The sequence below is a fragment of the Paenibacillus vietnamensis genome, from assembly GCF_020169515.1.
Lineage (GTDB): Bacteria > Bacillota > Bacilli > Paenibacillales > Paenibacillaceae > Pristimantibacillus > Pristimantibacillus vietnamensis.
Genome location: NZ_JAHMHW010000008.1, coordinates 177,768 through 200,317, shown reverse-complemented (window position 1 = coordinate 200,317; position 22,550 = coordinate 177,768). Strand labels below are relative to the sequence as shown.

At 54.3% G+C, this 22,550-nt stretch carries 24 protein-coding genes; 7 read left to right on the top strand and 17 right to left on the bottom strand.

Translation table 11 applies throughout. The annotated features are described in order from the left end of the window. Nucleotides 1–116: 116 nt before the first annotated feature. A complete protein-coding gene (locus KP806_RS17145; RefSeq protein ID WP_224724939.1) occupies nt 117–932 on the top strand; it encodes an alpha/beta fold hydrolase in 816 nt (271 codons plus the stop codon). Nucleotides 933–1,022: 90 nt separating this feature from the next. Here KP806_RS17145 and KP806_RS17140 read toward each other — a convergent pair whose 3' ends face one another. Next, complete coding sequence (locus tag KP806_RS17140; protein ID WP_224724938.1) at nt 1,023–1,553, bottom strand: type 1 glutamine amidotransferase domain-containing protein; 531 nt, start codon at nt 1,551–1,553, stop codon at nt 1,023–1,025. Between the two features lie 173 nt (nt 1,554–1,726). On the opposite strand from KP806_RS17140, the gene KP806_RS17135 reads away from it, so the two are divergent. Continuing rightward, complete coding sequence (locus tag KP806_RS17135; protein WP_318153663.1) at nt 1,727–2,020, top strand: hypothetical protein; 294 nt, start codon at nt 1,727–1,729, stop codon at nt 2,018–2,020. A 302-nt stretch (nt 2,021–2,322) separates the two neighbouring features. On the opposite strand, the gene KP806_RS17130 is transcribed toward KP806_RS17135, so the two are convergent. After that, nucleotides 2,323–4,515 (bottom strand): alpha-galactosidase, encoded by a 2,193-nt coding sequence (locus KP806_RS17130; RefSeq protein WP_224724937.1) that lies wholly within the window; start codon nt 4,513–4,515, stop codon nt 2,323–2,325. Nucleotides 4,516–4,534: 19 nt separating this feature from the next. Beyond that, nucleotides 4,535–5,587, bottom strand: coding sequence for a LacI family DNA-binding transcriptional regulator (locus KP806_RS17125; protein WP_224724936.1), 1,053 nt, complete (start codon nt 5,585–5,587; stop codon nt 4,535–4,537). Nucleotides 5,588–5,733: 146 nt separating this feature from the next. Here KP806_RS17125 and KP806_RS17120 point away from each other — a divergent pair, with 146 nt between their 5' ends. Together KP806_RS17120 and KP806_RS17115 are read left to right on the top strand one after the other, a co-directional pair. Continuing rightward, a complete protein-coding gene (locus tag KP806_RS17120; protein ID WP_224724935.1) occupies nt 5,734–6,426 on the top strand; it encodes a hypothetical protein in 693 nt (230 codons plus the stop codon). A 52-nt stretch (nt 6,427–6,478) separates the two neighbouring features. Further along, nucleotides 6,479–6,784 carry a hypothetical protein gene (locus KP806_RS17115; protein WP_224724934.1) on the top strand — a complete coding sequence of 102 codons (306 nt, stop codon included), beginning with the start codon at nt 6,479–6,481 and terminating at the stop codon, nt 6,782–6,784. A 91-nt stretch (nt 6,785–6,875) separates the two neighbouring features. Here KP806_RS17115 and KP806_RS17110 read toward each other — a convergent pair whose 3' ends face one another. The 8 genes from KP806_RS17110 to KP806_RS17075 all read right to left on the bottom strand — a co-directional run bounded on the left by KP806_RS17110 (nt 6,876) and on the right by KP806_RS17075 (nt 16,048). After that, entirely contained in the window at nt 6,876–7,754 is an 879-nt protein-coding gene (locus KP806_RS17110; RefSeq protein ID WP_224724933.1) for an ABC transporter permease, read from the bottom strand. Then, a complete protein-coding gene (locus KP806_RS17105; RefSeq protein ID WP_224724932.1) occupies nt 7,751–8,704 on the bottom strand; it encodes an ABC transporter ATP-binding protein in 954 nt (317 codons plus the stop codon). Before KP806_RS17105 ends, KP806_RS17110 begins: the two co-directional genes overlap by 4 nt. After that, on the bottom strand, nt 8,701–9,897 hold the full coding sequence (locus tag KP806_RS17100; RefSeq protein ID WP_224724931.1) for a hypothetical protein: 1,197 nt from the start codon (nt 9,895–9,897) through the stop codon (nt 8,701–8,703). Before KP806_RS17100 ends, KP806_RS17105 begins: the two co-directional genes overlap by 4 nt. 22 nt (nt 9,898–9,919) lie before the next feature. Beyond that, entirely contained in the window at nt 9,920–10,447 is a 528-nt protein-coding gene (locus KP806_RS17095; RefSeq protein WP_224724930.1) for a sigma-70 family RNA polymerase sigma factor, read from the bottom strand. A gap of 125 nt (nt 10,448–10,572) precedes the next feature. Then, nucleotides 10,573–13,071 (bottom strand): bifunctional diguanylate cyclase/phosphodiesterase, encoded by a 2,499-nt coding sequence (locus KP806_RS17090; RefSeq protein ID WP_224724929.1) that lies wholly within the window; start codon nt 13,069–13,071, stop codon nt 10,573–10,575. A 203-nt stretch (nt 13,072–13,274) separates the two neighbouring features. After that, nucleotides 13,275–13,802: a hypothetical protein gene (locus KP806_RS17085; RefSeq protein ID WP_224724928.1), complete on the bottom strand. Its 528-nt coding sequence runs from the start codon at nt 13,800–13,802 to the stop codon at nt 13,275–13,277. 143 nt (nt 13,803–13,945) lie between these two features. Continuing rightward, complete coding sequence (locus KP806_RS17080; protein WP_224724927.1) at nt 13,946–14,995, bottom strand: CobW family GTP-binding protein; 1,050 nt, start codon at nt 14,993–14,995, stop codon at nt 13,946–13,948. 591 nt (nt 14,996–15,586) lie between these two features. Further along, nucleotides 15,587–16,048 carry a phage holin family protein gene (locus KP806_RS17075; protein ID WP_224724926.1) on the bottom strand — a complete coding sequence of 154 codons (462 nt, stop codon included), beginning with the start codon at nt 16,046–16,048 and terminating at the stop codon, nt 15,587–15,589. Between the two features lie 203 nt (nt 16,049–16,251). Between KP806_RS17075 and KP806_RS17070 the strand changes: the two genes are divergently transcribed. The 3 genes from KP806_RS17070 (at nt 16,252) to KP806_RS17060 (ending at nt 17,525) form a co-directional block, all read left to right on the top strand. Then, complete coding sequence (locus tag KP806_RS17070) at nt 16,252–16,680, top strand: helix-turn-helix domain-containing protein (RefSeq protein ID WP_224724925.1); 429 nt, start codon at nt 16,252–16,254, stop codon at nt 16,678–16,680. 8 nt (nt 16,681–16,688) lie between these two features. Further along, nucleotides 16,689–17,099, top strand: a complete 411-nt coding sequence (locus tag KP806_RS17065) for an ImmA/IrrE family metallo-endopeptidase (RefSeq protein ID WP_224724924.1) — start codon at nt 16,689–16,691, stop codon at nt 17,097–17,099. Nucleotides 17,100–17,276: 177 nt separating this feature from the next. Continuing rightward, complete coding sequence (locus KP806_RS17060) at nt 17,277–17,525, top strand: hypothetical protein (RefSeq protein WP_224724923.1); 249 nt, start codon at nt 17,277–17,279, stop codon at nt 17,523–17,525. Between the two features lie 385 nt (nt 17,526–17,910). Here KP806_RS17060 and KP806_RS17055 read toward each other — a convergent pair whose 3' ends face one another. The 6 genes from KP806_RS17055 to KP806_RS17030 are packed head-to-tail and all read right to left on the bottom strand — an operon-like array spanning nt 17,911 to nt 22,439. Beyond that, nucleotides 17,911–18,123 carry a hypothetical protein gene (locus KP806_RS17055; RefSeq protein ID WP_224724922.1) on the bottom strand — a complete coding sequence of 71 codons (213 nt, stop codon included), beginning with the start codon at nt 18,121–18,123 and terminating at the stop codon, nt 17,911–17,913. Between the two features lie 4 nt (nt 18,124–18,127). After that, entirely contained in the window at nt 18,128–19,147 is a 1,020-nt protein-coding gene (locus tag KP806_RS17050) for a nucleotidyltransferase domain-containing protein (RefSeq protein ID WP_224724921.1), read from the bottom strand. Next, on the bottom strand, nt 19,144–20,922 hold the full coding sequence (locus tag KP806_RS17045; protein ID WP_224724920.1) for an ABC transporter ATP-binding protein: 1,779 nt from the start codon (nt 20,920–20,922) through the stop codon (nt 19,144–19,146). The genes KP806_RS17050 and KP806_RS17045 overlap by 4 nt, the downstream gene beginning before the upstream one ends. Continuing rightward, entirely contained in the window at nt 20,919–21,395 is a 477-nt protein-coding gene (locus tag KP806_RS17040) for a S24/S26 family peptidase (protein WP_224724919.1), read from the bottom strand. The genes KP806_RS17045 and KP806_RS17040 overlap by 4 nt, the downstream gene beginning before the upstream one ends. Continuing rightward, complete coding sequence (locus KP806_RS17035; RefSeq protein WP_224724918.1) at nt 21,376–21,648, bottom strand: PqqD family protein; 273 nt, start codon at nt 21,646–21,648, stop codon at nt 21,376–21,378. Before KP806_RS17035 ends, KP806_RS17040 begins: the two co-directional genes overlap by 20 nt. Further along, a complete protein-coding gene (locus KP806_RS17030) occupies nt 21,645–22,439 on the bottom strand; it encodes a hypothetical protein (protein ID WP_224724916.1) in 795 nt (264 codons plus the stop codon). The genes KP806_RS17035 and KP806_RS17030 overlap by 4 nt, the downstream gene beginning before the upstream one ends. Nucleotides 22,440–22,550 lie beyond the last annotated feature (111 nt).

Below are 22,550 nucleotides of genomic sequence, written 5' to 3'. Positions count from 1 at the left end.
ATCGGATTTCGCCGAAAGCGAGCTATACTCACATATTGTAAAACTGCCTTCAAGCATTATTCAATCCTGCCCGAAACGGGTAATAGAAGAAGGAGATTTAAGAGAGGAGAGAGACTATGGGACATTATATCGAGGTTGAAAAACATGTAAGGCTTTACGTCGAAGACATCGGCACCGGAACGCCCGTCATCTTCCTCCACGGCTGGCCGCTGAGCAGCAAAATGTTCGAATCGCAGTTTACGCTGCTCTCCGAGCAAGGCTTCCGCTGCATCGGCATCGACCAGCGCGGCTTCGGCAAATCGTACGCTCCGGCATCGGGCTACGATTACAACCGGCTTGCTGACGACGTTCATGCCGTCATCCGTTACTTAAAGCTGGACCAGGCCGTGCTGATCGGCTTTTCGGTCGGCGGTGCCATCGCGATTCGGTACATGGCCCGCCACGGCGGATTCGGTATCCGTAAGCTGGCTCTGATCGGAGCCGCCGCTCCCTCGTTCACGCAGCGCGAGGACTATCCATACGGCATGACGAAAGAGGCTGCTGACGAGCAAATCGCCGCGGTCCGGCGCGATCGTCCAAAGCTGTTGCGGGAGTTCGGCGGCAAATTCGTATCCGGCGAAGCCGAGCCCGGCGTCAGCGAGCCGATCAAGGACTGGCTGCACCAGCTTGGCCTCGAGGCTTCCGCCTGGGGCATGGTCCGCACCTTTGAATCGCTGCGGGACGAGGATCTCCGGCAGGACCTTCCCCAAATCAAGGTGCCTGCAGCGATTTTTCAGGGGCTGCTCGATACGATTTGCCCGCCGGATTTCGCCAAGCTTCTGCTTAACGGCATCGACGGATCGACGCTTGTAACATTCGAGCAGAGCGGTCACGGCATTCCGTTCGACGAGCCGACCCGCTTCAATAACGAGCTGCTTGATTTTTTGCGGTAGCCGAGTGGAGGGCATGAAAAAAGGAGCCGAACAAATTGCGAATCGGCTCCTTTTGCTATGTTCATGCTGCTGTCTCGTCCAGAGTCCGGATTACCAGGCATTTACCCCGATACGGTCCAGCGTCTCCCGAATAAAAGCAGGCTCGTCCTCCGGCGTGCGCGACGTCACCAAATTGCGGTCGACGACAACCTCTTTGTCGACAAACTTCCCGCCGGCCGCCTCGATTTCCCCGGAAATACCCGGATAGGCCGTCAACGTGCGGCCCTCGAGCAGGCCGGCTGCAGCCAGCACCTGCGGCCCGTGGCAAATGGCCGAAATCGTCGTCCCGGCTTTGTCCGCTTGCTGCACGAATGCCTGCACGTCCTTGTCGCCCATTAAATGCGACGGCGATTTGCCTCCCGGAATAATGACGGCCGCATAATCGCCCGCATTCGCTTCCTTAATGCCCAGATGGGACTTGTACGAAATCGTCCCCTGCTTGCCCTTCAGCTCATCACCCGCCTTCAAGCCGATAATGACCGTTTCGTGCCCGTTTTTCACCATTTCGTCGAACGGATTTTTCATCTCGGAATCTTCGAACTCGTCCGCCAGCAGAAAAGCTACCTTTTTCGCTTCCGTCATTTTGCACGCTCCTCTCGTTATATAAAGCCCTCCATTACTTTACCCAGAATTGGGGGTTTTGAAGCCAATATGAGGAAAATCTGAATTTCTAAGTGATAAAAAAAGAAAATCTCTATATAATGTGTCTGGGAACAAACGGTTACCCCAAATTCCGCATCAAAGGAGAGATCGACATGGATTCTTATCAGCAGCCCCCGGTGCAGGACGGAGGTCCTGGATACGGTTACCAATCGCAGCAGCAGATGGCTCCGGTTATTTCCGTCAAGGAATGGATGCTCATTATGCTTGTTATGTTTATTCCGATCGTCAATATTATCATGATGTTCGTATGGGCGTTCGGGGAGGGCAATCCGTCCAAGCAAAATTACTTTAAGGCATCCCTCATTTGGGCGGCTATCGTCCTCGTTATTTATATTATTCTTTTTGTGCTGTTTTTTGCGGCGGCTGCTACCACTTCTTTCAGCTGACGCTTCTCCAGAAAGAGCCTGCATCTCTTCGGTGCCCCGGACCCTGCATCCGTTATATCGCTCAAAAAAGCACATATTACGATTTCGCGGCCTCCAGATCCGTTATTAGCTCAAAAATGCCTTCCGGCGGGCGAGTTAACGGAGAATAAGAGATCCAGTGTCCAAAAACGCCGGCTTTTAAGATAAATACGTAAAATAACGGAACGACGGTCCGCCGCGCTCGCTAAGTCCATAGAAGCAGAAAGGCTGCTCCAATCGCCAACCAGTTGACGATGGAGCAGCCTTTTTATGGGATGAAAAGGTTATTTCGCGGCAGTGAAGCGGTAAACCCGGCTTGCGTAATCGCCGTGGAATTGAGGCGTCGCCAGGCCCGCATACATAAGTTCGTCCCCGCCATATGTCGAGTCCGTGCCTTCCATGCGGTAATCGAGGCCCGCGTCCAGCCCCTTCAGGCGGAAACGGTTCAGCTTCGGATTCGGCTCCTGCAGCACCGATACATAGACGACAAACGCTTCGCTCTTATCCTTCGATACGAACATCCAGGCCGTGTCATTGCCCTCGAACGGGCTCAGCAGCCGGTAAAAGTCGCCGAACTGCACGAGATGGCGCACTTCCTTGTAGAGCGCAACCTGCTCTTTGACCGTCTCCTTCTCCTCATCCGTGAACCGGGTCAGGTCGAGCTCGTAGCCGAAGTTGCCGGACAGCGCGACGTTGCCCCTCGTTTCCAGGGAGGTGATGCGTCCCACCTGATGGTTAGGCACGGCCGATACGTGAGCGCCCATGGAGCTGACCGGATAAACGATGCTTGTGCCGTATTGGATTTTGAGGCGAGATACGGCATCCGTATTGTCGCTCGTCCAGGTTTGCGGCATGTAATACAGCATGCCTGCATCGAAGCGGCCGCCCCCGCCCGAGCAGCTCTCGAACAAGATGTGCGGGAACGCGGACGTAATGCGCTCCATCACGTCATACAAGCCAAGCATGTAACGGTGAGCCGTTTCGCGCTGGCGGTCCGCCGGAAGAAGCGCCGAACCGATCTCCGTCATGTTCCGGTTCATGTCCCACTTCACATACGTAATCGGCGCGCTGGACAAAATATCCGATACGGCTTGCACGATATAATCCTGCACGTCCTTGCGCGACAAATCCAAAATCAGCTGATGGCGGGCCTGCGTACGGCGGCGTCCTTCCAAATGAAGGCACCAGTCGGGATGAGCCTTATACAGCTCGCTTACCGGCGAAATCATTTCCGGCTCGAACCATAGGCCGAACTGCATATCCAGACGCTTCACCCGGCTGACCAGATCCTCGAGGCCGTTCGGCAGCTTATCCCGGTCTACGAACCAGTCGCCAAGCGAAGTCGTATCGTTGTCGCGCTTGCCGAACCAGCCGTCGTCCAGCACGAACAGCTCGATGCCGAGCTCTTGACCGGCTTTGGCGATCGCTTCGATCTTGTCGGCGTTAAAATTGAAGTAAGTCGCCTCCCAGTTGTTGACGAGAATCGGGCGGGTTTGATCGCGGAACGCGCCGCGGATCAGGCGGGCGCGGTAAAGGTCATGGAAGCTGCGCGACATGCCGCCCAGACCGTTCTCGGAATGAACCAATACCGCCTCCGGAGTCTGGAATTGCTCGCCCGGCTCCAGCTTCCAATTGAAATCGAACGGATTAATGCCGATGAACAGACGGGCCGTATGGAACTGATCGACCTCGACACCGGCCGTAAAATTGCCGCTGTAGACAAGATTCACGCCGTATACGTCGCCGTGGTCCTCCGTAGCGCCTTCGGCCAGCAGCGCAACAAACGGGTTTTGCATATGGCTGCTGGAGCCTCTGCGGCTTTCGACCGACTGCAGGCCGGGTACCAGCTTGCGCTTGTGCACGTGGCGCTCCCGCGTCCATGCGCCGGATAATTGAAGCAGCTCGAACTGATCGTTCGGCATATCCAGGCTCATGCTGAAAGCCCGCTTCAGCTGCAGCGTGCCGCTGCCGCCGTTTACGAGTCTGACCGAACGGGCAATGGCGTCAAAGCCTTCAAACACGGAGTAGCTTAAAATAACCGTAAGCCCGCTCCACTCGTCCTTCAACGTCAGCTCCAGCGTCTGCGCCTCATCATCGCTTTCCACGTAAGTAGCCGGCAGTCCTGCGAGTCCTGGCTTACCCTGCAAAATCTCGTGAGAAACATAACGAAGGTCGGTTACCGTCGTCCCGTCCGCCAGCATCACCTGATAAGCCGGCATCCGGAAATCGGAGTTGCCGTAGCCCGGGTATTCCTGCGGAAGCGTGTCCAGCGACAGCGCAAGACGGTCCAGCTCCGTGCTCGGGCTGAACGAAGCCCGCTCCTTCAGCTCCAGCAAACGGTCCAGCTGGGTGCCGCGGATTTTTTTGCCCCAATAAAGATGAGCCGGATAACCTTCCTTCGTAACATGAATCACATAGCTTGTGTCCTTGGCTTGCAGATGAAAGAGCGAACGCTGCTGATCGTATAAAATCGTCAAAATGATCTCCCCCGTTAAGTTAATTAGTTGTCGTTGATTGCTGCAGCTTGCTTCCGCAGCTTTCCCTTACGATCAAGGTTGTGTTGATCGTCATGTGGACCGCCGCTTCCCTTCCCCCGATCCGCTCCAGCAGCAGCTGCACGGCCGTTCTGCCCATCAGCTCCGTGTGCACCCGCACCGTTGTTAGCGGAGGGTTCAAATATTCCGAAACTTCAATATCGTCGAACCCGACGACCGCCATATCCTCCGGCACCTTTACGCCATGCTCGTGAAGCGCCCGCAGGGCGCCTACCGCCATCGGATCGCTCCCGATAAAGCAGGCTGTCGGCTTCTCCCCCTGCTCCAGCAGCGAATTCATCGCTTCGTAGCCGTTGTTCGGAGACCATTCCGCCATTCGCACGAACCGCTCGTCGAACAGGGCGTGCTCGTCCAGCGCCCTTTCAAAAAAAGCTCTGCGCAGCTCCACGACATCCCGCTCCTCCGCGCCGCGTTCCAGCCGGTGAATGCGGTCTTGCCCGCCGATATAGCCGATTCGGGTATGTCCAAGCTGTTGCAGATGTCCGATAACGGCACGCGTCGCCTGCTCGAAATTTAACTGGACCGTATCATATTCCGGCAGCTCCAGCGTATGATTCACAAATACGATCCGGTCGCGATGCTGATAAAGGTTCATCACATCGTCCTCGGCAATCGAGCCGACCACGATCAATCCGTCCAGCTCGTGAATCGGCGCAAGCTCCGTGCGTGCATTGCCCCTCAGCACCTTGACGATGCTGATGCCAAGCTCCTCGCAGCGCACTTCAATCCCTTTGCGGATCGAGGAGAAATACGGATCGCTATGCTCGTCCTCCAGCGTCGACCACATGAGCAAGCCGATCTGCTGCCGCGACAGCTGGCCTTCCTGCTTCATTCTCCGCAGTCTCGAAGGCTTATATTGCAGCTTTTCGGCAATGCTGAAAATACGGTCGCGCGTTTCCTCGCTAACGGCCAAAGTGGCGTCGTTGTTAAGCACCCTGGACACGGTAGCAGCCGATACCCCTGCTTCTTGCGCAATATCCTTTATCGTTGCCATATCCGCTCCATGTTTAGTTAATATTTTTACTGAACAAAATTATTGTAGCAGACGTTGTTCATACCCGCAAGCGTCCAGCAACTTTTAACGAAAAAAAACGTCTTAAATGGTACACCCGTTTAAATCAAATATTGAGGTGATGTAGAATGAAACTTTTGACAAAAACGACCATTCCAGCATTAGCCCTGGCGCTGCTGCTCTCCGCATGCGGCGGAGGCACAAACGGTCCCGCAACGGCAACCGACAGCCCGAGTCCGTCCGCTTCACCCGCCGAAACGCAGCCGCCGCAGACTAGCGAGCCGTCTCCGTCTCCATCTCCTACCCCTGAAACGCCTGCGAAGGCGTCGACGGCGCAGGAAGCCGCGGCAGCTGTCATTTTGGCGCTGAAGGAAAAAGATCTGGATACGCTGGCCGCCTATATCCATCCCGGCAAAGGATTATTATTCTCCCCTTACGGGCATATCGATACGGCGACAGCCAAAGTGTTTCCGGCCGATGGCTTGCCCGCGCTGACCGATTCGACCGTCTACAATTGGGGGGCTTATGACGGCACCGGCGATCCGATTGAGCTCACATTCAAGGAGTATTACGATAAGTTCGTTTACGGCAAGGATTTTATCAATGCGGAAGAAGTTGGGGATAACGAGATCAAGGGGCACGGAAATACGATCGTGAACATTGAGGAGGTTTTTCCGGGAAGCCGGGTGATGGATTATTACTTCAGCGGCTTCGACAAGCAATACGAGGGCATGGACTGGCAAAGCCTGATACTCGTGCTGGAGGAATCGGAAGGCGCATGGTACGTGAGCGCCATCGTTCACAACCAGTGGACCATATAAAGCTGCTGCCGGGAGATGAATACCCGTGAGCTTTAAGTGACTCGGCATTCTGATGCAGTTTCTGCAGCGGAATGCCAAAATAGCGCAGCTGCTCTACGTTCTGCTGCAGTTTCTGCAGCGGAATGCTGAAATAGCGCAGTTGCTCTCCGTTCTGCTGCAGTTTCTGCAGCGGAATGCTGAAATAGCGCAGTTGCTCTACGTTCTGCTGCAGTTTCTGCAGCAGGTTCGCACTGACACTTCCATTCCCGGCTGTCTTCGGCATATTCTGCTGCAAAAGTGCATCACAGCGAACTCAAGCTACGTTTATGTGAGGTTTCTGCTGCAGTTTGTACATCAGAATCGCAAGCGGCAGGGATAATGGTCCGATTTAATTCGGTATTTATTCGGCCTATCCGGCTAGAATCCGTAAAGACAAAGTGCTGCCTCCCCTCGCCGGGCGGCAGCACTTTTCAAAAATCTTTTTTTCTAAGTACAAGCAAGCCCGCCAAAAGCATAATCGCCGTATACAAAGCGCTGTACACCAAAAAGGTATTGGACGGGATGGCGCCAATCGCGAAATAGGAGTGCGCCCTGTTCAAATTGAACAAGCCGGACAGCTCCGCAATGGAGAACAGTTCGCCGAGCATCCGCTGCTGAAGGGCGTCGGCCGGCATGGCCAGCTGAATGAGCCCCGTGATCGTCTCCAGCGTTTTTATGCCTTCTCTTTCGATCATCGACTCGCTCATAAATCGTCCGATCGTGCTGCCGAGCCAGCCCATGCCGAACAGCATCGTCATGCCGATGCCGTTGCCAAGCGGGCCGAGCCAGCAGGAGCCCAGCATCGTTATGGATACGAGCAGCGGAACGACGGATACGAACAACGCAAAGGACTTCAGAAGCACGATCCCCTCGAACAATACGCCCGTTTCTATTTTGCAAATCAGAATAATCGTAACGAATAAAATGATGCCGTATAGAACTCCGTACGATACGAAGCCGAGCCACCTGCCGAGAAACCAGTGCCAGCGCTTGATCGGCCTCGAAAGCACCGACTGCAGCACCCCGGTCTCCGCTTCGCCCGTAACGGCGGACACCGAGCTAAAAATGGATAAAAACGCCACCGCGAAGGCGCCGAAGAAAAATCCGATCGTCAGCACCATCGCGCTTATCGTATACTTTTCCAGCACATTCACTTGTATGCCCGTAGTAACGATCGAATTGGTTTCGCTTGCGATCGCCGCAGCAACAAACCAGTAGGCAATCCAGAATAAAACGGTCATAACGGCCGTCATCATGGTGACCCGTTTGCGGATCAGCTCCTTCCATGTCAAAGCCCAAACCGCCGTCATCGACGTTCCCCCCTATGCTCCAAACCGGATACCGCCTGCATAAACCAGTCGTCCAGCCTGGACTTCACTTTGCTTACCTCGTACAAAATAACCCCCATCTCGACCAGCAGGCCATTCACGAGCCCGATCTGCTCGTCGTCCGCAAGCTCCAGCTCCAGCCATGCCGATTCGTCCATCCACGTGAGCATCGTGACCTTCACAGCCGCGCCAAACATCTGTTCAATCCGCTCGGACGCAAGCGGCGTATAGCCGCCGACGCGCAGCCGCCACTCGTTCTTCGAGCCAAGCACCTGCTCCACGCTGCCCTCGGCGAGCACATGGCCGTTATTGAGCAGCGCGACTTTGTCGCAAAGCTGCTCCACATCCTCCAGCAAATGCGAATTGAGGAAAATCGTCTTCCCCTGGCTTCTCAGCCGCTGCAGCAGCTCCCGCACCTCATGCCTGCCCACCGGATCCAGCGCCGATGCGGGCTCGTCCAGCAGCACGACATCGGGGTCGCCCATTAAAGCGCAGGCGAGGCCGAGCCGCTGCTGCATCCCTTTGGAGTAGCCCTTCAACCGGTCGCTGCCGCGGCTGCCGATGCCAACTTCATCCAGCAGCAGTCGGCTCCGCTTCCTCGCGGACGGCTTATCGAGTCCGCACAGCTTGGCGTGAAACGCCAATACCTCCTCGCCGGTCAGCCAGGCCGGATAACGGAACAACTCAGGCAAGTATCCGAGTCTTCTCCTTGCTTCCAGCGTACCGGAAGCGTGGCCGAAAATCCGGGCTTCGCCTGAGGTTGGTTTGATGAGTCCTGTCAGCATTTTGACGATGGTGCTTTTGCCCGCCCCGTTAGGGCCGAGGAAGCCGAAGGCTTCCCCGTGTTTGATCTTTAGCGTGACGCCGCTGCAGCCGCGGCCGTCGCCGTAATCCTTGCTTAGTTGTAAAGTCTCGATCGCCGCGATGCTCATGGGCGGACCAGCTCCGCTAACATCGTTTCGATCTCGCTGCGGTCTTGAAAGCCGTGAAAGTATGCGTTGACCACATTGCCGTCCTGCATCCAAATGGCGCCGATATAAGCGGATTTCTCATAGCTTTCCAAGTAAACATCGGTCCCGTCGACCGTCAGCTTCTCGAACTTCTGGTTCGTAAAGACTGGAATCGGTATCTTGCCATCCTCCAAATTGACCGCTTGCTGCAGACCGTTTCGCAAATGCTCGGGCAGCGCCGGGAAGCGGATAACCGCGTCGAACGCTTCCTTCACATCGACGGATGGATCGACCTGAATCGACGGCGATTGGCTGTAAGTGATTCCTACGCTTTTCTCCGAACCATCTTCCTTATCCTCCCGATAGGAAACCTGTACGCCGTTTCCGGTATCCAGCTTGATTTCTTTGCCGTCGACCGATGCCGGCAGCAGCTTATCCGCGCCCATCTTACGCATAGCTGCATTGACTTCATCCACATTGAGCTTCAGGGTAAGCACCTGAGCACCTGTCGAGGTTGCTTCTACGATTTGCTTGTCGGCAATCTTGATATCCGGAATCGCAAAGCCCAGCCTCTCCACGGCTTGATCAACCGAAATCGCTTCCCACTCTCCAAGCGACTTGTTCTCGAACGTGCCGAACCGGTTCACGCTCTCCCTCGTCTCCCCGCTGTTCTGCAAGTTGGACCACAGCGTCTCCAGATCATCCTCCTGCACGACCATCACGTCATCCATTCGGAATTGATTAAGCCACGCAGCCAAAACCTCGTTCGCCGAAGGCGTCGCAATGACGACGGCGAGAAGGGCTGCAGCGCAAGCCGCCATCGCTTTGCCGGTGTGCCGCTTCAGCCAGCGGCGCGCCGCTTTCGGCTTCGCTGCGTTTGGCGCCGTTCCGGCAGCCTCCCCGCCTGGAATGCCGCTGATTGCTGCGGCGCCGCGCTCGTGTCCTGCCCTTCCGAGAGGAACGCTGTTGCCTTGCCGGTTAACCTGCTCTTCAATCGAGATAACCTGCTGTCCGCCGGTTAATGTGTGCCGCTCTTCGCTGTGCTTTACGAGCTCCGCTTCCCACTTCTCCCACAACGGCGAAGCCTCCTTACCCCGCAGCCGTTGCTCCAGACGTGCCCATGCCGCCTCCGCTTGCTCCTGCTCCTTTTTATTTGGCGATTCGTTTACGGTCATTTCCGGTTCCTCCTTACAAATGTTATTCCTGCGGAAGCGCAGCTTCCGCCTGCAGAGCGCGCCGCTTCAGACGCTCGCCCGCCCTCTTCAGCATCATTCCGACCTGAGGCTGCCTCACCTGCAGCTGCTCCGCAATTTCTGCGTAGCTGTAGCCTTCATAACGGAGCAGCAGCATTTGTTTATCCCGCTCTGGCAAGGAATCCAGCCAGATCCGCAGCTGCTCCTGCTCGTCCTGGGCGATAATCGCCTGCTCATGAGACTCGGCGCTCTGCGGCTGCGCAAGCATGCTTTGCTCCTGCTTTTGTGCCAGCGCCCTCTCTCTAGCTTTCTTATCCATATAATCATAGGCCAGTCTGGTCAGCACGCGATGAAGCCATCCTCCTACCGCATCCAGTTGATCCGGCGGATTGCTGTACAGCCGCAAAAAAGCTTCCTGCGCGAGATCCTCGGCTGCAGCCTCGTCGCGCACCAGCGCGATCAGCTTGCGCCTCACGGACGGGTAATGCCGATCGAATTGCTGACGAAACAAATCCGGCGCCGATTGTTCCATTTCGTAGTCCTCCCTCTCCTTTATTGCTTAAGCTATAAGAAAGACGGACCGCCCTCCTGGTTTGTAACACTTATTAACATAAAAAATAACCGCCAGGATTTCAATCCTGACGGTGCTTAAACGAGCTATCCGGCCTGACCGCCGCTCCGATGCTCCATATATAGCTGAACGAACTTGGGAGCCGGAACGGGCGGGCTGAAAATATAACCTTGAACGGCGTCGCACTGATGCTCGCGTATAATTTCGAGCTGGTCTTCCGTTTCGACTCCCTCGGTCACAACCTTTAAATTCAGATGATGAGCGATGACGACGACCGATTTGAAAATCATCTGCTTCTTGTAGTCGCTTGCGATATCGTTAATAAACGTTTTGTCGAGCTTCAGCGTATGAATCGGAATGTTCTGCAAATAACTGAGGGAGGAATAGCCGGTTCCGAAATCGTCAAGGGACAGCTTCACGCCCAGCTGCTGGAGCTCGTGCAAAATCCGGAGCGTATGTTCCTGGTTGTCCATAAAGATCGATTCCGTAATCTCGAGCTCGATCTGCTCCGGCCGGATGCCCGCGTCCGCAATGATTCTCTCGATCGTATGTACGATTTGCTTTTGCTGAAACTGGATCATCGACATATTGACGCTAACCGTCAGCCGCGGCAGCCCCATTCGCTCCCATTCCCGGATTTGCTGGCAGGCCGAGAACAGCACCCACTCGCCGAGCGGGATAATGAAGCCCGTTTTCTCGGCGATCGGAATAAAATCAAGCGGCGACACCATGCCGAGCTCCGGGTGCTTCCAACGGATCAAAGCCTCGGCGCCGTTAATGCCGCCCGTCCGGACATCGATTTTCGGCTGGTAATACAGCATGAATTGGCCGGACTCCAGAGCCCGGAGCATGCTGTTCTCGAGAATAAGCTCCTTCTTCGGAACGTCGTTCATCGACGGCGTATATAGCTTGCAGGTATTGCGCTCCTTCTTCGCGACGTACATAGCGATATCGGATTCCTTCACAAGACGGTCGCCCGTTCCCGGCGTCAGCTCGTGATGGACGCTCATGCCGATGCTTGCGGTTATGTAGAAAATGCGGTCGTTCATTCGGATCGGATCGGCGATCGCGGACAAAATCTCCTCCGCCATATAATGCGCCTGATGCAGATGGCTGACATCCTCCAGCAGTACGATAAATTCGTCGCTGCCGAAGCGGAACACCCGTCCTTTGCCGGCAACGGTAAGCACGATTTGCTCGGACACCTTCCGCAGCAGCTGATCTCCCATGGCATGGTCCATCGTTTCATTGATCATCTTGAAACGGTCCAGATCGATGAACAGCAAAGCCAAGCTGCCGCTCAGCGAATGGCCGGACGCCTGCCTCCCCTGAAGATGCAGCTGATAGGCGTACCGGTTGGGCAGGCCTGTCAGCAGATCGTGCGTCGACTGGTATTCGATCAGCAGCTCGGCTTCCTTCCGCTGGTCGAGCATGTTATTAAAATGCTTCGCCATAAACTCGAATTCGTCGTTCGTCCGGATATCCAGCTTGTAATTGTCACGGCCCATCGCCACATCCGAGGTAGCCTGAACGACTTTATGGATGTTGACCAAAATAATCCTCCGCACGAGCAGGCCGATCGCCAGCGTCATAAACAGCAGCGCGGCGGCCATGATGATGACCGACTCCTTCAGGCTCTTGTAAAAGGCGTCCAGCATGTTCGACTTCGGAACGACTGTTTCGATATGCCAGATGACGCCATTAATCTCGATCGGATAGAACATCCTCAGCACCGTTCCCCTCCCCCCGTCGTTCGGGGTATAAAGGAGCTGCGGCACATCGCTCGTCCACAAAAGCGGTTCCGCATCGACCGACCGGCTCCGATACGGCTGCAGCAGAAGTTTCGGATCGCTGCCGCTGGCAATGTACCGGCCTTCCGCGGAAATCATGTTCGCAAACCCGCCGAGCGGACGGATCGCTTCGATCTGCTCCTGCACGTCATCCATCGCAATGTCGGCTCCGACGATGCCGAGGAAACGCCCCTGTTCGTCTACAATCGGCAGAACAAGCGAGGTCAGCATAACCTCCTCCCCGCCAATCGGGTAGGAATAAGGCTCGATTAATGAAAACGCTTTCGTGCGTTTTGGAGTTTGATAGTAGCTTCCTTTGACGGGATCCTCGTAATGCTCCAGCGCATGCAGCTGAATGTTCCCGTTCACCCGTACGGCGTAAGGGAGAAAGCGCCCCGTACCGTCATCGTAGCTGCTCCTGTTCCGGTACTGCTCGTCCTTGCCGTCAAAGGCGCCCGGCTCCCACAGCGTATAGACGCCAAGCAGCTGAGGATTGTCCAAAAGCGTCTCCTGCAGCATCTCCACGATAAATTCCCGGTTCTGCTTCCGGTCTTTGCGCATTTGCGACATCGTCGCTTCCAGCTTGCCGATCGCGTCGATCGATTGATCGAGCGCTCTCGAAAGCGGTTCTATGTAGGTCATGGACTGCGTTTGCGCCAGCAGCTCGCTTTCTCGCAAATTCAGACGATAAACTTTAATAAGATGGGCGGATACCAAAATACCAAACGAAAGAGTGACGAGCAAGCCCAAAGATACGATCATCTTCTGAGCGATACTCAGCCTTATCTTACCCATTCCTCAAATCAGCCCCTCATGTTCGGAAACGGCATCAAACGACGCAATATGCCAAATTAAGATATGGCTCTAGTATACTTGACCTCTCTCTTCGATTACAATGCTTGACATAGGTAATTAACCCTATATTATTCGACAAAATCCTAAGAAAAAAGCCGCACCCGGGACGATTGTCCCAATTGGCGGCTTTTTGCTTCACCGGCTTAAACCCGATTTTGCTTTTCCTTTGGATCGGCAGCGCCGTTATCTTCGCCGGAGCTTTCATGATCCTCCATGCGGTGCGGGCGCTTGCCTTTATCTCCATGGAGGCTGCGGAGCTCCTCGCGCAGCTGCCTTGGCGTCTTGCCTTCCGTCTTGATGCCATGCTCCTCGGCAACTTTGCGCAGCTGCTCCAGCCGCTTCGCCTTATGCTCGGCCTTGAAGGTTTCCCATTTTTCTTTGTTGGCGGCCTTCGCGGCGTCCACTTCCTTCTTCAGCTGCTCCGCGTCCTTGCCTTCCGTCTTAATGCCGAAATAGATCGCGATCTCCTTCAGCTTCTCCAGCCGGAAGGTTTCGAATTCCTCGCGCGACATATGCCCTTTATGATGTCTATGTTCGCCGGACTCACCGGTATCGGCCGGTTGCTGCTGCTCCGCTCCCTGCGCAGCGGAGTCCCCGGGCGCAGCCAGTACGGGCGCCGCCGTCAACAGCAAGGAAAGCGCCGCGGCGGGTAGGAACCATTTTCTGAACATTTGCTGACACACCTTTCTATGCAATCATGATGCTGAGGCCGGATGGACCGGCCTCAATTGGTTTATTTTACCCATGCATCCATCTGAATAGACATAGTGCCGCAAAATTCGACATCCTCATCGCAGAAATCGTGATGTACCCTTTAAGCTTCCGCGTTTTCCGACTGCTCGAGCAGCGCCAGCTCGTTTTCCAGCCAGTCCTTGGAGAAATGCTCCCCGATAAATACGGCTACGTCGTTCACATGCCCCTGCGGATCGATTCTCATGAAGTCGGATTCCTTGTAGGCATATTGAAAAAGAAAACGGCTCGGCGTATCCGTAAACGTCACGATCCCCTTGGCGCGGTAAATTTGATCGGGAAGCCGCTGCAGCAGAGCTTCAAAGTCCTCGCTGCTGACCGGGCTCCGCCAGTAATGGGTAAGCACCATCACATGGTCGTGGGAATGATGGCGCACGGCAAGGACGGGCTCCGACGATTCATCATGCAGATGGCCTCCAATATGGTGAGAGCAGCCCGGCGGGCATGCCTCTCCCTCCTCATGCTCGTAATAATCCTGGGAGAAGTCCGGCGTCGGCCTCTTCTCCGCCAGCCAGCTCCAATCCTCGAGCATGCAGCGGACGGTTGCAATCACCGGCGCGTGAGTGTTCAGCTCACGCAGCAGCTGCTGCGCCTCGACGAGCTGCTCGGGCTCCAGCTTGTCCGCCTTGTTAAGAAGAAGCTGCGTAGCGCAGCGGATTTGCTCCTTCATCAGCTTGTAGGTGCGGCCTTTGCCGCCGCGGCTTCGCTCGAGAAGCTCCGGGCCGTCCACTACCGTAACGACGCTGCGCAAATCAATCGATTTGTACATGGCCGCCTCGGTAACGCCGTCCAGCGTTTCCATCGGATTCGCCGCCCCCGTCGATTCGATGATAATGACGTCCGGCCGATGCTCGTCGATCAGCATGCTGATCTCAAGCCCCAAATCGCCGCGCATCGTACAGCAGATGCAGCCGCTCAGCATTTCCGCCATCGGCACCTCGCCGTCCAGCAGCTGCCCGTCCAGATTGACGTCCCCAATTTCATTCATAATAACGGCCGGCTTCAGTCCCTGCCCCTTATAATAATCCAGCAGCCTTTGCAGGAGCGTCGTTTTGCCGCTTCCCAGAAAGCCGGACAACAAATGCACCGGTATCATAGGTTCATGATTGTTCATCGTTCGATCTCCTGTTCCAAGTATTTAAAAAAAAGCTTTATTGTTTCATTATATCGTAACGTTTACGTTCCTTCATCTTATGAAGCCAAATGAAGCTAAAATCCCCAAGGCCCGAGGCACTTGAGGATCTGGTACGGCTTATTTCATATTACGCTAGTGTACCTGCCGGTTATTGTTTTTAATTGTGTTTCTGTGTGAGTGGCACGCAACTAACCGATAGATGTAAACACGACAGGGCCGCCCCTGCGGCCATTTCAGACCTTCAGGGACAGCCCGCTCGCTATAAATTTCAATTCGTGGACACTCTTAGGACCTGTTCAAGGGAGCTCCTTGATTAGCGGATTAGCACCAGCAAGCGCGCAGGATAATAACCAAGAGGATAAATAGAACGAGGATGGTGCCCACATTGTTGAATACTCCGCCTACTTTAGGCCCGCATGTCGATACACCCGCAACCGGGTATGGTGCATTGCCTGCACCGACACCTGCTACTCCGTAGTTCATTTGCTCATCTCCTTTGTGATTGACTACACAGTATCCTATGTTACAAGTCCAAAAGTGCATGGGCTTTTGGATGAAATGTTCATCCGCCTAAAGGGGCGGCTGACGGTCAAGGCCTTTGTCCCGGTCAGGATTCCGGTTCGTCTTCACGAACAGCTCTTCGCCCGATTTTGCTCTCAGCTCTTCTTCAATATGCTGAATGACGATTCCCGGAATCCATCTCTCCCAGCCTGCATGGATCGCATTATTCGTGACCGACTGCCATAATTTATAGATGATGCCGATCGAGACGGCATAAAAAAACAGTCCCGGCATCCCCAGCATCGAATCCAGCATGTTCGAAAACGCCGGAAGCAGCAGCAAGAACAAGGTGCGGAGCACTCCGTGCCATCCGTAATCCGAGGCTTGTCCCTTTCCTTTATGCAAAGCCGCGATGCCGGTAATCCAATCCAGAACAAGCGCCGCCGCTATAATCGCCAGCAGCAGGAACCGCTCTTCTCCATAGAGCCATTCCAGACCTTGCAACAGCCTCTCATTAAGCGCGATATTCATTATTCATACCTCCCTTTTGATTTTAACTAGGTATTTAAAATACCCAATGATCGATGACTACACACATCTGACAGTATTGACATTACCCCTTCGTTTACCATATACTTGCAATATCAGCGGATAACCATCATATTAAACGGTATTCACAATACCGTCAAGTATTTAAAATACCATATCAATTTCATTGTTCGGAGGGCTTCCATATGTCACTAGGTGCAAGAATCAGAGATTTACGGATCGAAAGAGGGTTAACCCAGCAGGACATTGCCGCTAGGCTCGGCATGGGGCGTTCGAACTTCGGTCATATCGAGAATGACCGGGTAACACCGACCAGCGAGGATTTGCAGAAGCTTGCCGATATTTTGCAGACGACGGCGGATTATTTGCTCGGGCGGGAAAGCACCGCGGCGGCGGCGATTCCGGAATGGGCGACCTATAAAGATAAACGCGACTTCAAGAAGCTGCTGGAGGAGGACGGGGAGCTCATGTTCGACGGCGTGCCGATGAGCAAGGATGACCGGAGGCGCGTCATGGACGTACTGACCGGCCTCTTCTGGGAGGCGAAGCAAATGAACAAGCGCAAGAAAACGACTGCCCCTTCCGAAATTGTCGAAGGCGATGCCAATGGGTAGGTGCTGCCATGGATAAACTCATTCTTAAGCTCATCCGGAAATTCAAGACCAACGACCCGTTTGTCATCGCGGAAGGGCTCGGCATTCACGTCCGCTTTGCGGACCTTGGCGAAGGCACGAGGGGGCTTTATTTCAAGAAGCTCCGGCGCCGCTTCATCGTCATCCATGAGAAGCTGCCTGAGGATTGGCAGCGGTTCGTCTGCGCGCACGAGCTGGGCCATGACCGGCTGCACCCCGGCTTCAACCGCTTTTGGCTGGATGAGCAATCCTATTTCAACGTGGGCAAGTTCGAGCGCCAAGCCAGCAAATTCGCCGTGAGGCTGCTCACTGCCGGGGACGCCCCGGCCCGCAGCGAGACGCTCGAGCAGCTGCTTATGCGAAACGGGGTCCCGGTAGAGATGCAAAAGTTTTATTTTTGATAGATGTAAACCTTTTCCAGCTATGCCATTTCCCCGGATGGCCATCGCAGGATTCGGCAAAACAGCGGCGGCTGGCACCCGTTTCAAGGCAGCGAATAGGAGGTAAAAGGAATGAAAGGCGCTTTCAGGAGCATAGGATGTTAGATACGGAACTTCCGGTGGAAGGGAGATGAGAGAATGACACTGGGTAAAATGCTGCGCTGCCTCACGGCCGGCTTTCTGTTCGGCGTCTTGGCGATCGGCATCCTTCCGTTTCTGCTCATATTCAATTGGGCCGAAATGCTGGGTCTGTCCGAATACGGGGCTTCTCCGTTATTCATGCTTGCCGGCCAATTCCTGAAACGGAATGCTGCACCGTCAGATGAGGAGGAAGAGCGGAAAGCGGGAGAGCGAGGTACGGTGGAACGGCAAGGAAGGAATACTTAGAATTAGCGGAAGGCAGAAGCCGGCGAACGGCGCGGACATAGGGGTAGGCAGCTGACGCGGATGAAATGACTCTATGGCAAACACCCAAGCAATGCGGTGTAATTTTGCATAATTTATAGAGTATTCAATACGTAAGGAGGTGCCTTCAACTATGTCCGGTTATGTAGGTGGTGCTTTCAACAACAACATTGGAACAATCCTTGTTCTGTTCATCTTATTGGTGATTATCGCTTGTAGCTGCTGGAGCGGCTTCAAAGGCTGCTACTAATTAATCTCCCCGGCACAGCCTCGTCTCCCTGGCTGAGGCTGTGCCAATAACACCAATAAAAACGCAGAAAAGACCCGCAGATTGCGGGTCTTTTCGTTATACCGGTTTACTTTCTTGTTAAGGTCTGTGATTATGGGTCGGCCCCTTGCCCGGGAATACGCCGCCAGTCGCGCCTCCCCCTGGGAAATCTCCGCGCTCTTCCGCAGGTACTCCGTCCACCTCCCAGCCAAGGCCCGGGAAGCTTCCTTTTGCGGTGCCGCTGACAAGCGTTTCGAATCGGATTGCGGTATGGCTCAGCAGCTCAGGCTTCTCATATGTCCGTTTGTTCATCGTTTTACACCCCCTTTCGATTTCTCAAACTCGGCTCAAGATAGTGTACGGATGCAGCTATGCCATGCCATGGCTTATCGAAATCAAACCATTGGAATTGCAGCAAGCGGACATAACGTTTGAATGACCTTTTTTCAGTGCCGCGGATGGAATCATAGCTCCACCATTCCCCGCTTCTTCGTGAAGCCGGGAGCGGAAGAGGCTTGCGGCGTTCAAGGAAAGGAAACTGACGGTAAACGATCGACAGCGTGCTGCAAATGCGTTTGTAGGTTCGATGGGACGCGGCATCCCGAAGCAGCGTGTCGAACGGGAGGTCATCGCCTTTGACGTGAATAAGCTGAACGATATCGATCAGATATTTTAAGGAATTTAAACCATGCTTCCAGCCGTGCAAACAAATCATATAGAAGGTGTGATATTCCGAAAGCTCCATGACCCGGCTGTATGGCTCAAGCGGCAAGGCATCACGCCAAAAATCGCCTATGCCGAATGCCGAAGTTCCGGCCATCAGCAAATCCCAATGCAGCTCGACCGTCAAAGAAGGCAGAGGCGCCGGCAGCGGCTTGGATAAGCTGCGGTGAAAGTGGGAACGGATTTGCGGTTCTGCATTCGTAAAGCCCAGCGAGCGTACGATGGCCTCGGCCCGGCTCATATCCGCCGGCTGGATCAGCAAATCGATATCCGACGTGCTTCTTGCGCCGATATGCCCGAAATACTTGTTTGCAAACAGCACGCCCTTTATCGGGATGACGGATATGCCGGCCGCCTCGAAAGCTTTGAAAATCCGTTCATTTTCATATTGAATATAGACGTTAAGAGCCAGAGCCTCGTCGTATTTTGACTTTAGGCGGTTTCGGAACGTGACGGGCAAGCTTTCAAGCTTCCCCTGCTGTTTCAGAAGCTGATAAAGCTGAGGCGAAATATGAAAATATTCGATATCGGCCAGCGCGGCTTCAAAAATGCCCGGATCAACGGGAAACGGAGCGTTTGGATCATAGACCGCTTGCAGCAGCTTCCATATCACCCATACCCTCTCCTGTCCTCTATAGTTTGGCGGCGCTTCAGCTTTCTGTACATGCCGGGCCGCAGTGAAAGCTCCTCATGCGTCCCTATTTGCACGATCACCCCCTTATCCATTACGACAATCATGTCGGCATGCTGGATCGTCGACAGCCTATGGGCAATGATCAGGGTCGTACGCTTGAACATCAGCCGGTCCAGCGACTGCTTGACCAGATATTCCGTTTCACTGTCGAGCGAGGCCGTGGCTTCGTCCAGCAGCAAAATCGGCGCATCCTTCAGAACGGCCCGCGCGATTGCGATGCGCTGCCTCTGTCCTCCCGACAGCAAAATGCCTCTCTCGCCGATTTGGGAATCGTAGCCGTTAGGAAGCGACAGGATGTAATCATGAATGCTCGCATGGATCGCAGCTCTATGGATCTCCTGCTCGGTCGCTTCCGGCCGGGCGATCAGCAGATTATCGCGGATCGTTCCCGAGAACAGAAACGTTTCCTGCGATACAAGAGAGATCGAGCTTCTTATTTCCGGCAATCCGATCCGGTCGATAGATTCACCGTTTATGTATATGGACCCGGCTTGCGGCTTGTAAAACCCTTGAAGAAGATGAAACAGGGTAGACTTCCCCGCGCCGCTGGCTCCAACGATCGCAACGGTTTGACCGGCCGGACAAATCAGGCTGAACCGTTCGATCAGGGAGGCTTGACCCTCATACCGGAAGCTGATATTGCGGAATTCGATCGTTTTTTTATCGGGCACGGAAAGGACCGCAGGCGGCGAATCGTAAAGCTCCAGCGGCTCTTGCAGCACCTGCGCGATACGATCTGCCGCCGCGGAAGATTGCTGAATGCCGATCCATAATCCCGCCATGCCCGTCAAAGGGTACAGCAGATGTCCGGAGAGATTGACGAAAGCAAGAAGAGAACCGACTGTAATCATGTGATGGGAAACAAAATAAGCTCCCAGGCAAAGGCTTACCATCAGAATAGAGGCTCCCGCCGCTTGGCCTCCGGCGCCGATCCAGCCTTGCAGAATCACATACTTCTGCTGCAGGTGATAAAGCTCGCCGTTTTTATCCGCGTATTTGCGAAGCCAGGCCGATTCCGCAGTGAAGGACCGGATGACGGATAAACCCTGCAGCGTATCGGACAGAAGACTGTTCATGCTTCCGTAAAGGTCTTGAATCTCCCTGGCCCTCCGGCGCAGAACGAAGCCGAGCAAAGCTCCCGCACCAAGCGCGAAAGGCACGATCATCAGCCCCATAACGGCCATCAGCCAATGAATTTGCAGCATATACACGAATACGGCAGCGAACACAAGCGGCAGGCGGACCCATTGAATGAGACTGCTCCCGATCAACCCGTTTATGCCGTGTACATCCTGATTAAAATGGGTCATCAGCTCTCCCGAATGCAGCTGATCCGTACGGCTGGCCGGCAAGTGCATAATATGCTTCAGCAGCCGTTCCGAAAGATCTTTTTTCACGCCGTTCGTGGCTGTAAATGCCAGTCTGCGGCTCGTAAAGTCCGATACGATCGTCAGTACGCTCAGGCATGCGCCAAACGGGGCAAGCCCATACAGCCTATCAAATTGCTGCTGAACCGCAGCATCGGTAATTTGCCCGAGAAACCAGGCAAAAGCAAGCATTAATCCGATTTCAACCCCTACTAGAATGAACAGCCCGACGTACGCTTTTCGCCGCTTAATAATATAAGGAGCAAGCAGCGTGTACGCATTCCGGATGACGCCGACGGATAACCGGGATTTCAACAGCCCGATCATTCGGATCGCCCGCCGATCGGGTCTGCCGTTTTGCCGGACATGTAACGGTTAAGCCCGCTCGATAGAGCCGGCAGTGCGACAATGGCTTTCGTCCAAAAGGCTGTCAGCGGATCGGACATCAAAATGTGTTTGTTCCCCTTTCGTATGCTGTGCAGCACTCCAAGCATTTGTTCGGCTCGGATCGGCTCGTCATAACCCAAATTGGCATCACCCTTGCATATGTACAAACTTTCACCATCCCGGTAAACAACGGAGTGAAGACGGTGAGCGACTAACCGGCTGGAAGCGGAGCGGAACAACAGAATATCCCCTACGCTTACCCTGCTTTCCCCAACCGGGCGGAAGCTGCATAGATTTCCGTTGCGAATGAAAGGAAACATGCTGCTGCCTTGGGCGGGAAGCTCGATTCTACCGTTCTTATGGATGATTTGCTTCAGAGAAAGAAACAAGGCGTCATCCATGTGCCGCTTCAATAAGCTCACACTCCAGCAAACGGTTCAGAAAATCGGACACGTCCTCCTCTACGGAGTGGTCCGCTCCTTCATATTGCTCACGGACCGCGGCAGACAACGTGTCGATGGAGTGGGCCGATGCCAGCAATGACCAGCAAAATCCGCCGACCGGGCTTAATTTCGTAATCGTAAACCTTTCGGGATGAAGAACCATGATTTCGTCATCAAGGATAATCGTTTCGCAGCTTTGCTTTTTTACATACCGGTGCATCATGAGATCAACTCCCAGAATTCAGGATCTTTGCGGAAATGCAGCTCATACAAAGGAACCAGCTCGACCGCCTGCTTCAGCAAATGGATGATGGCCCTTGACTCATCGACGGAAGGATTCCAGAAAAAAACTTTGTCGGGCAAACGAAGCAAGCCTTCCGATTTGGATAGAAGCTGAAGGCGGTTCCGCTGCGCCTGATGCAGCAAATGAACGCCGCCTAACGGCCAGCTGCCGGTCCCTTTCCCGTCCATCGACTGAAGCTCGCTCCGGAAGGGCGAATGGAAAACGGAAACGCCGGACGGGCGGATTCGAACGATCGCCGCTTCGTCGGCGATGACGGACCTCGGCAGGGACAATGCCGCTGCCGTCGACTTGCCGGCGCCGGAATGCCCTGTGAATAAGTAGGCTTTGCCGTTCTCGGCGACGCAGGAGGAGTGAAGGAGAAGCCCCCATCGTTCATGAACGATTAAAAGGCTGTATAAATGCATGAAAGCATGCTTCAATGCCAGAGAGTCATGGACATGGATAACGGCCGATTGATAGTTAGCCCGTACTTCCAGGGCATAATCCGTCCTTAAATAACGGAAGCCCCCGTCAACAGCAAATTTATCAATCCGGTAATCGGTAAACGGGCGGCCGTATCCTTCTTTGAGGAGCAAACGGAAGGCCGGCTCGCAGCCGCTGCCAGGCAGAACAGTCGGAAACGTGTGGCGGAAAAGCCGCTTGACGCTTTCCGTTTCAAACGAAATACAAAACATATGCTCACCGATGATGCAGGCTTGACTGCTTTCCACGTCCGATCCCCCAGTAACATAATTGTAGTCGTTCTCTAAAACGAACATAAAATGCAAAAAAAATTTGTTTTCCTTCACCTATTCACATACACAAGGTTCAAAAAACAAACT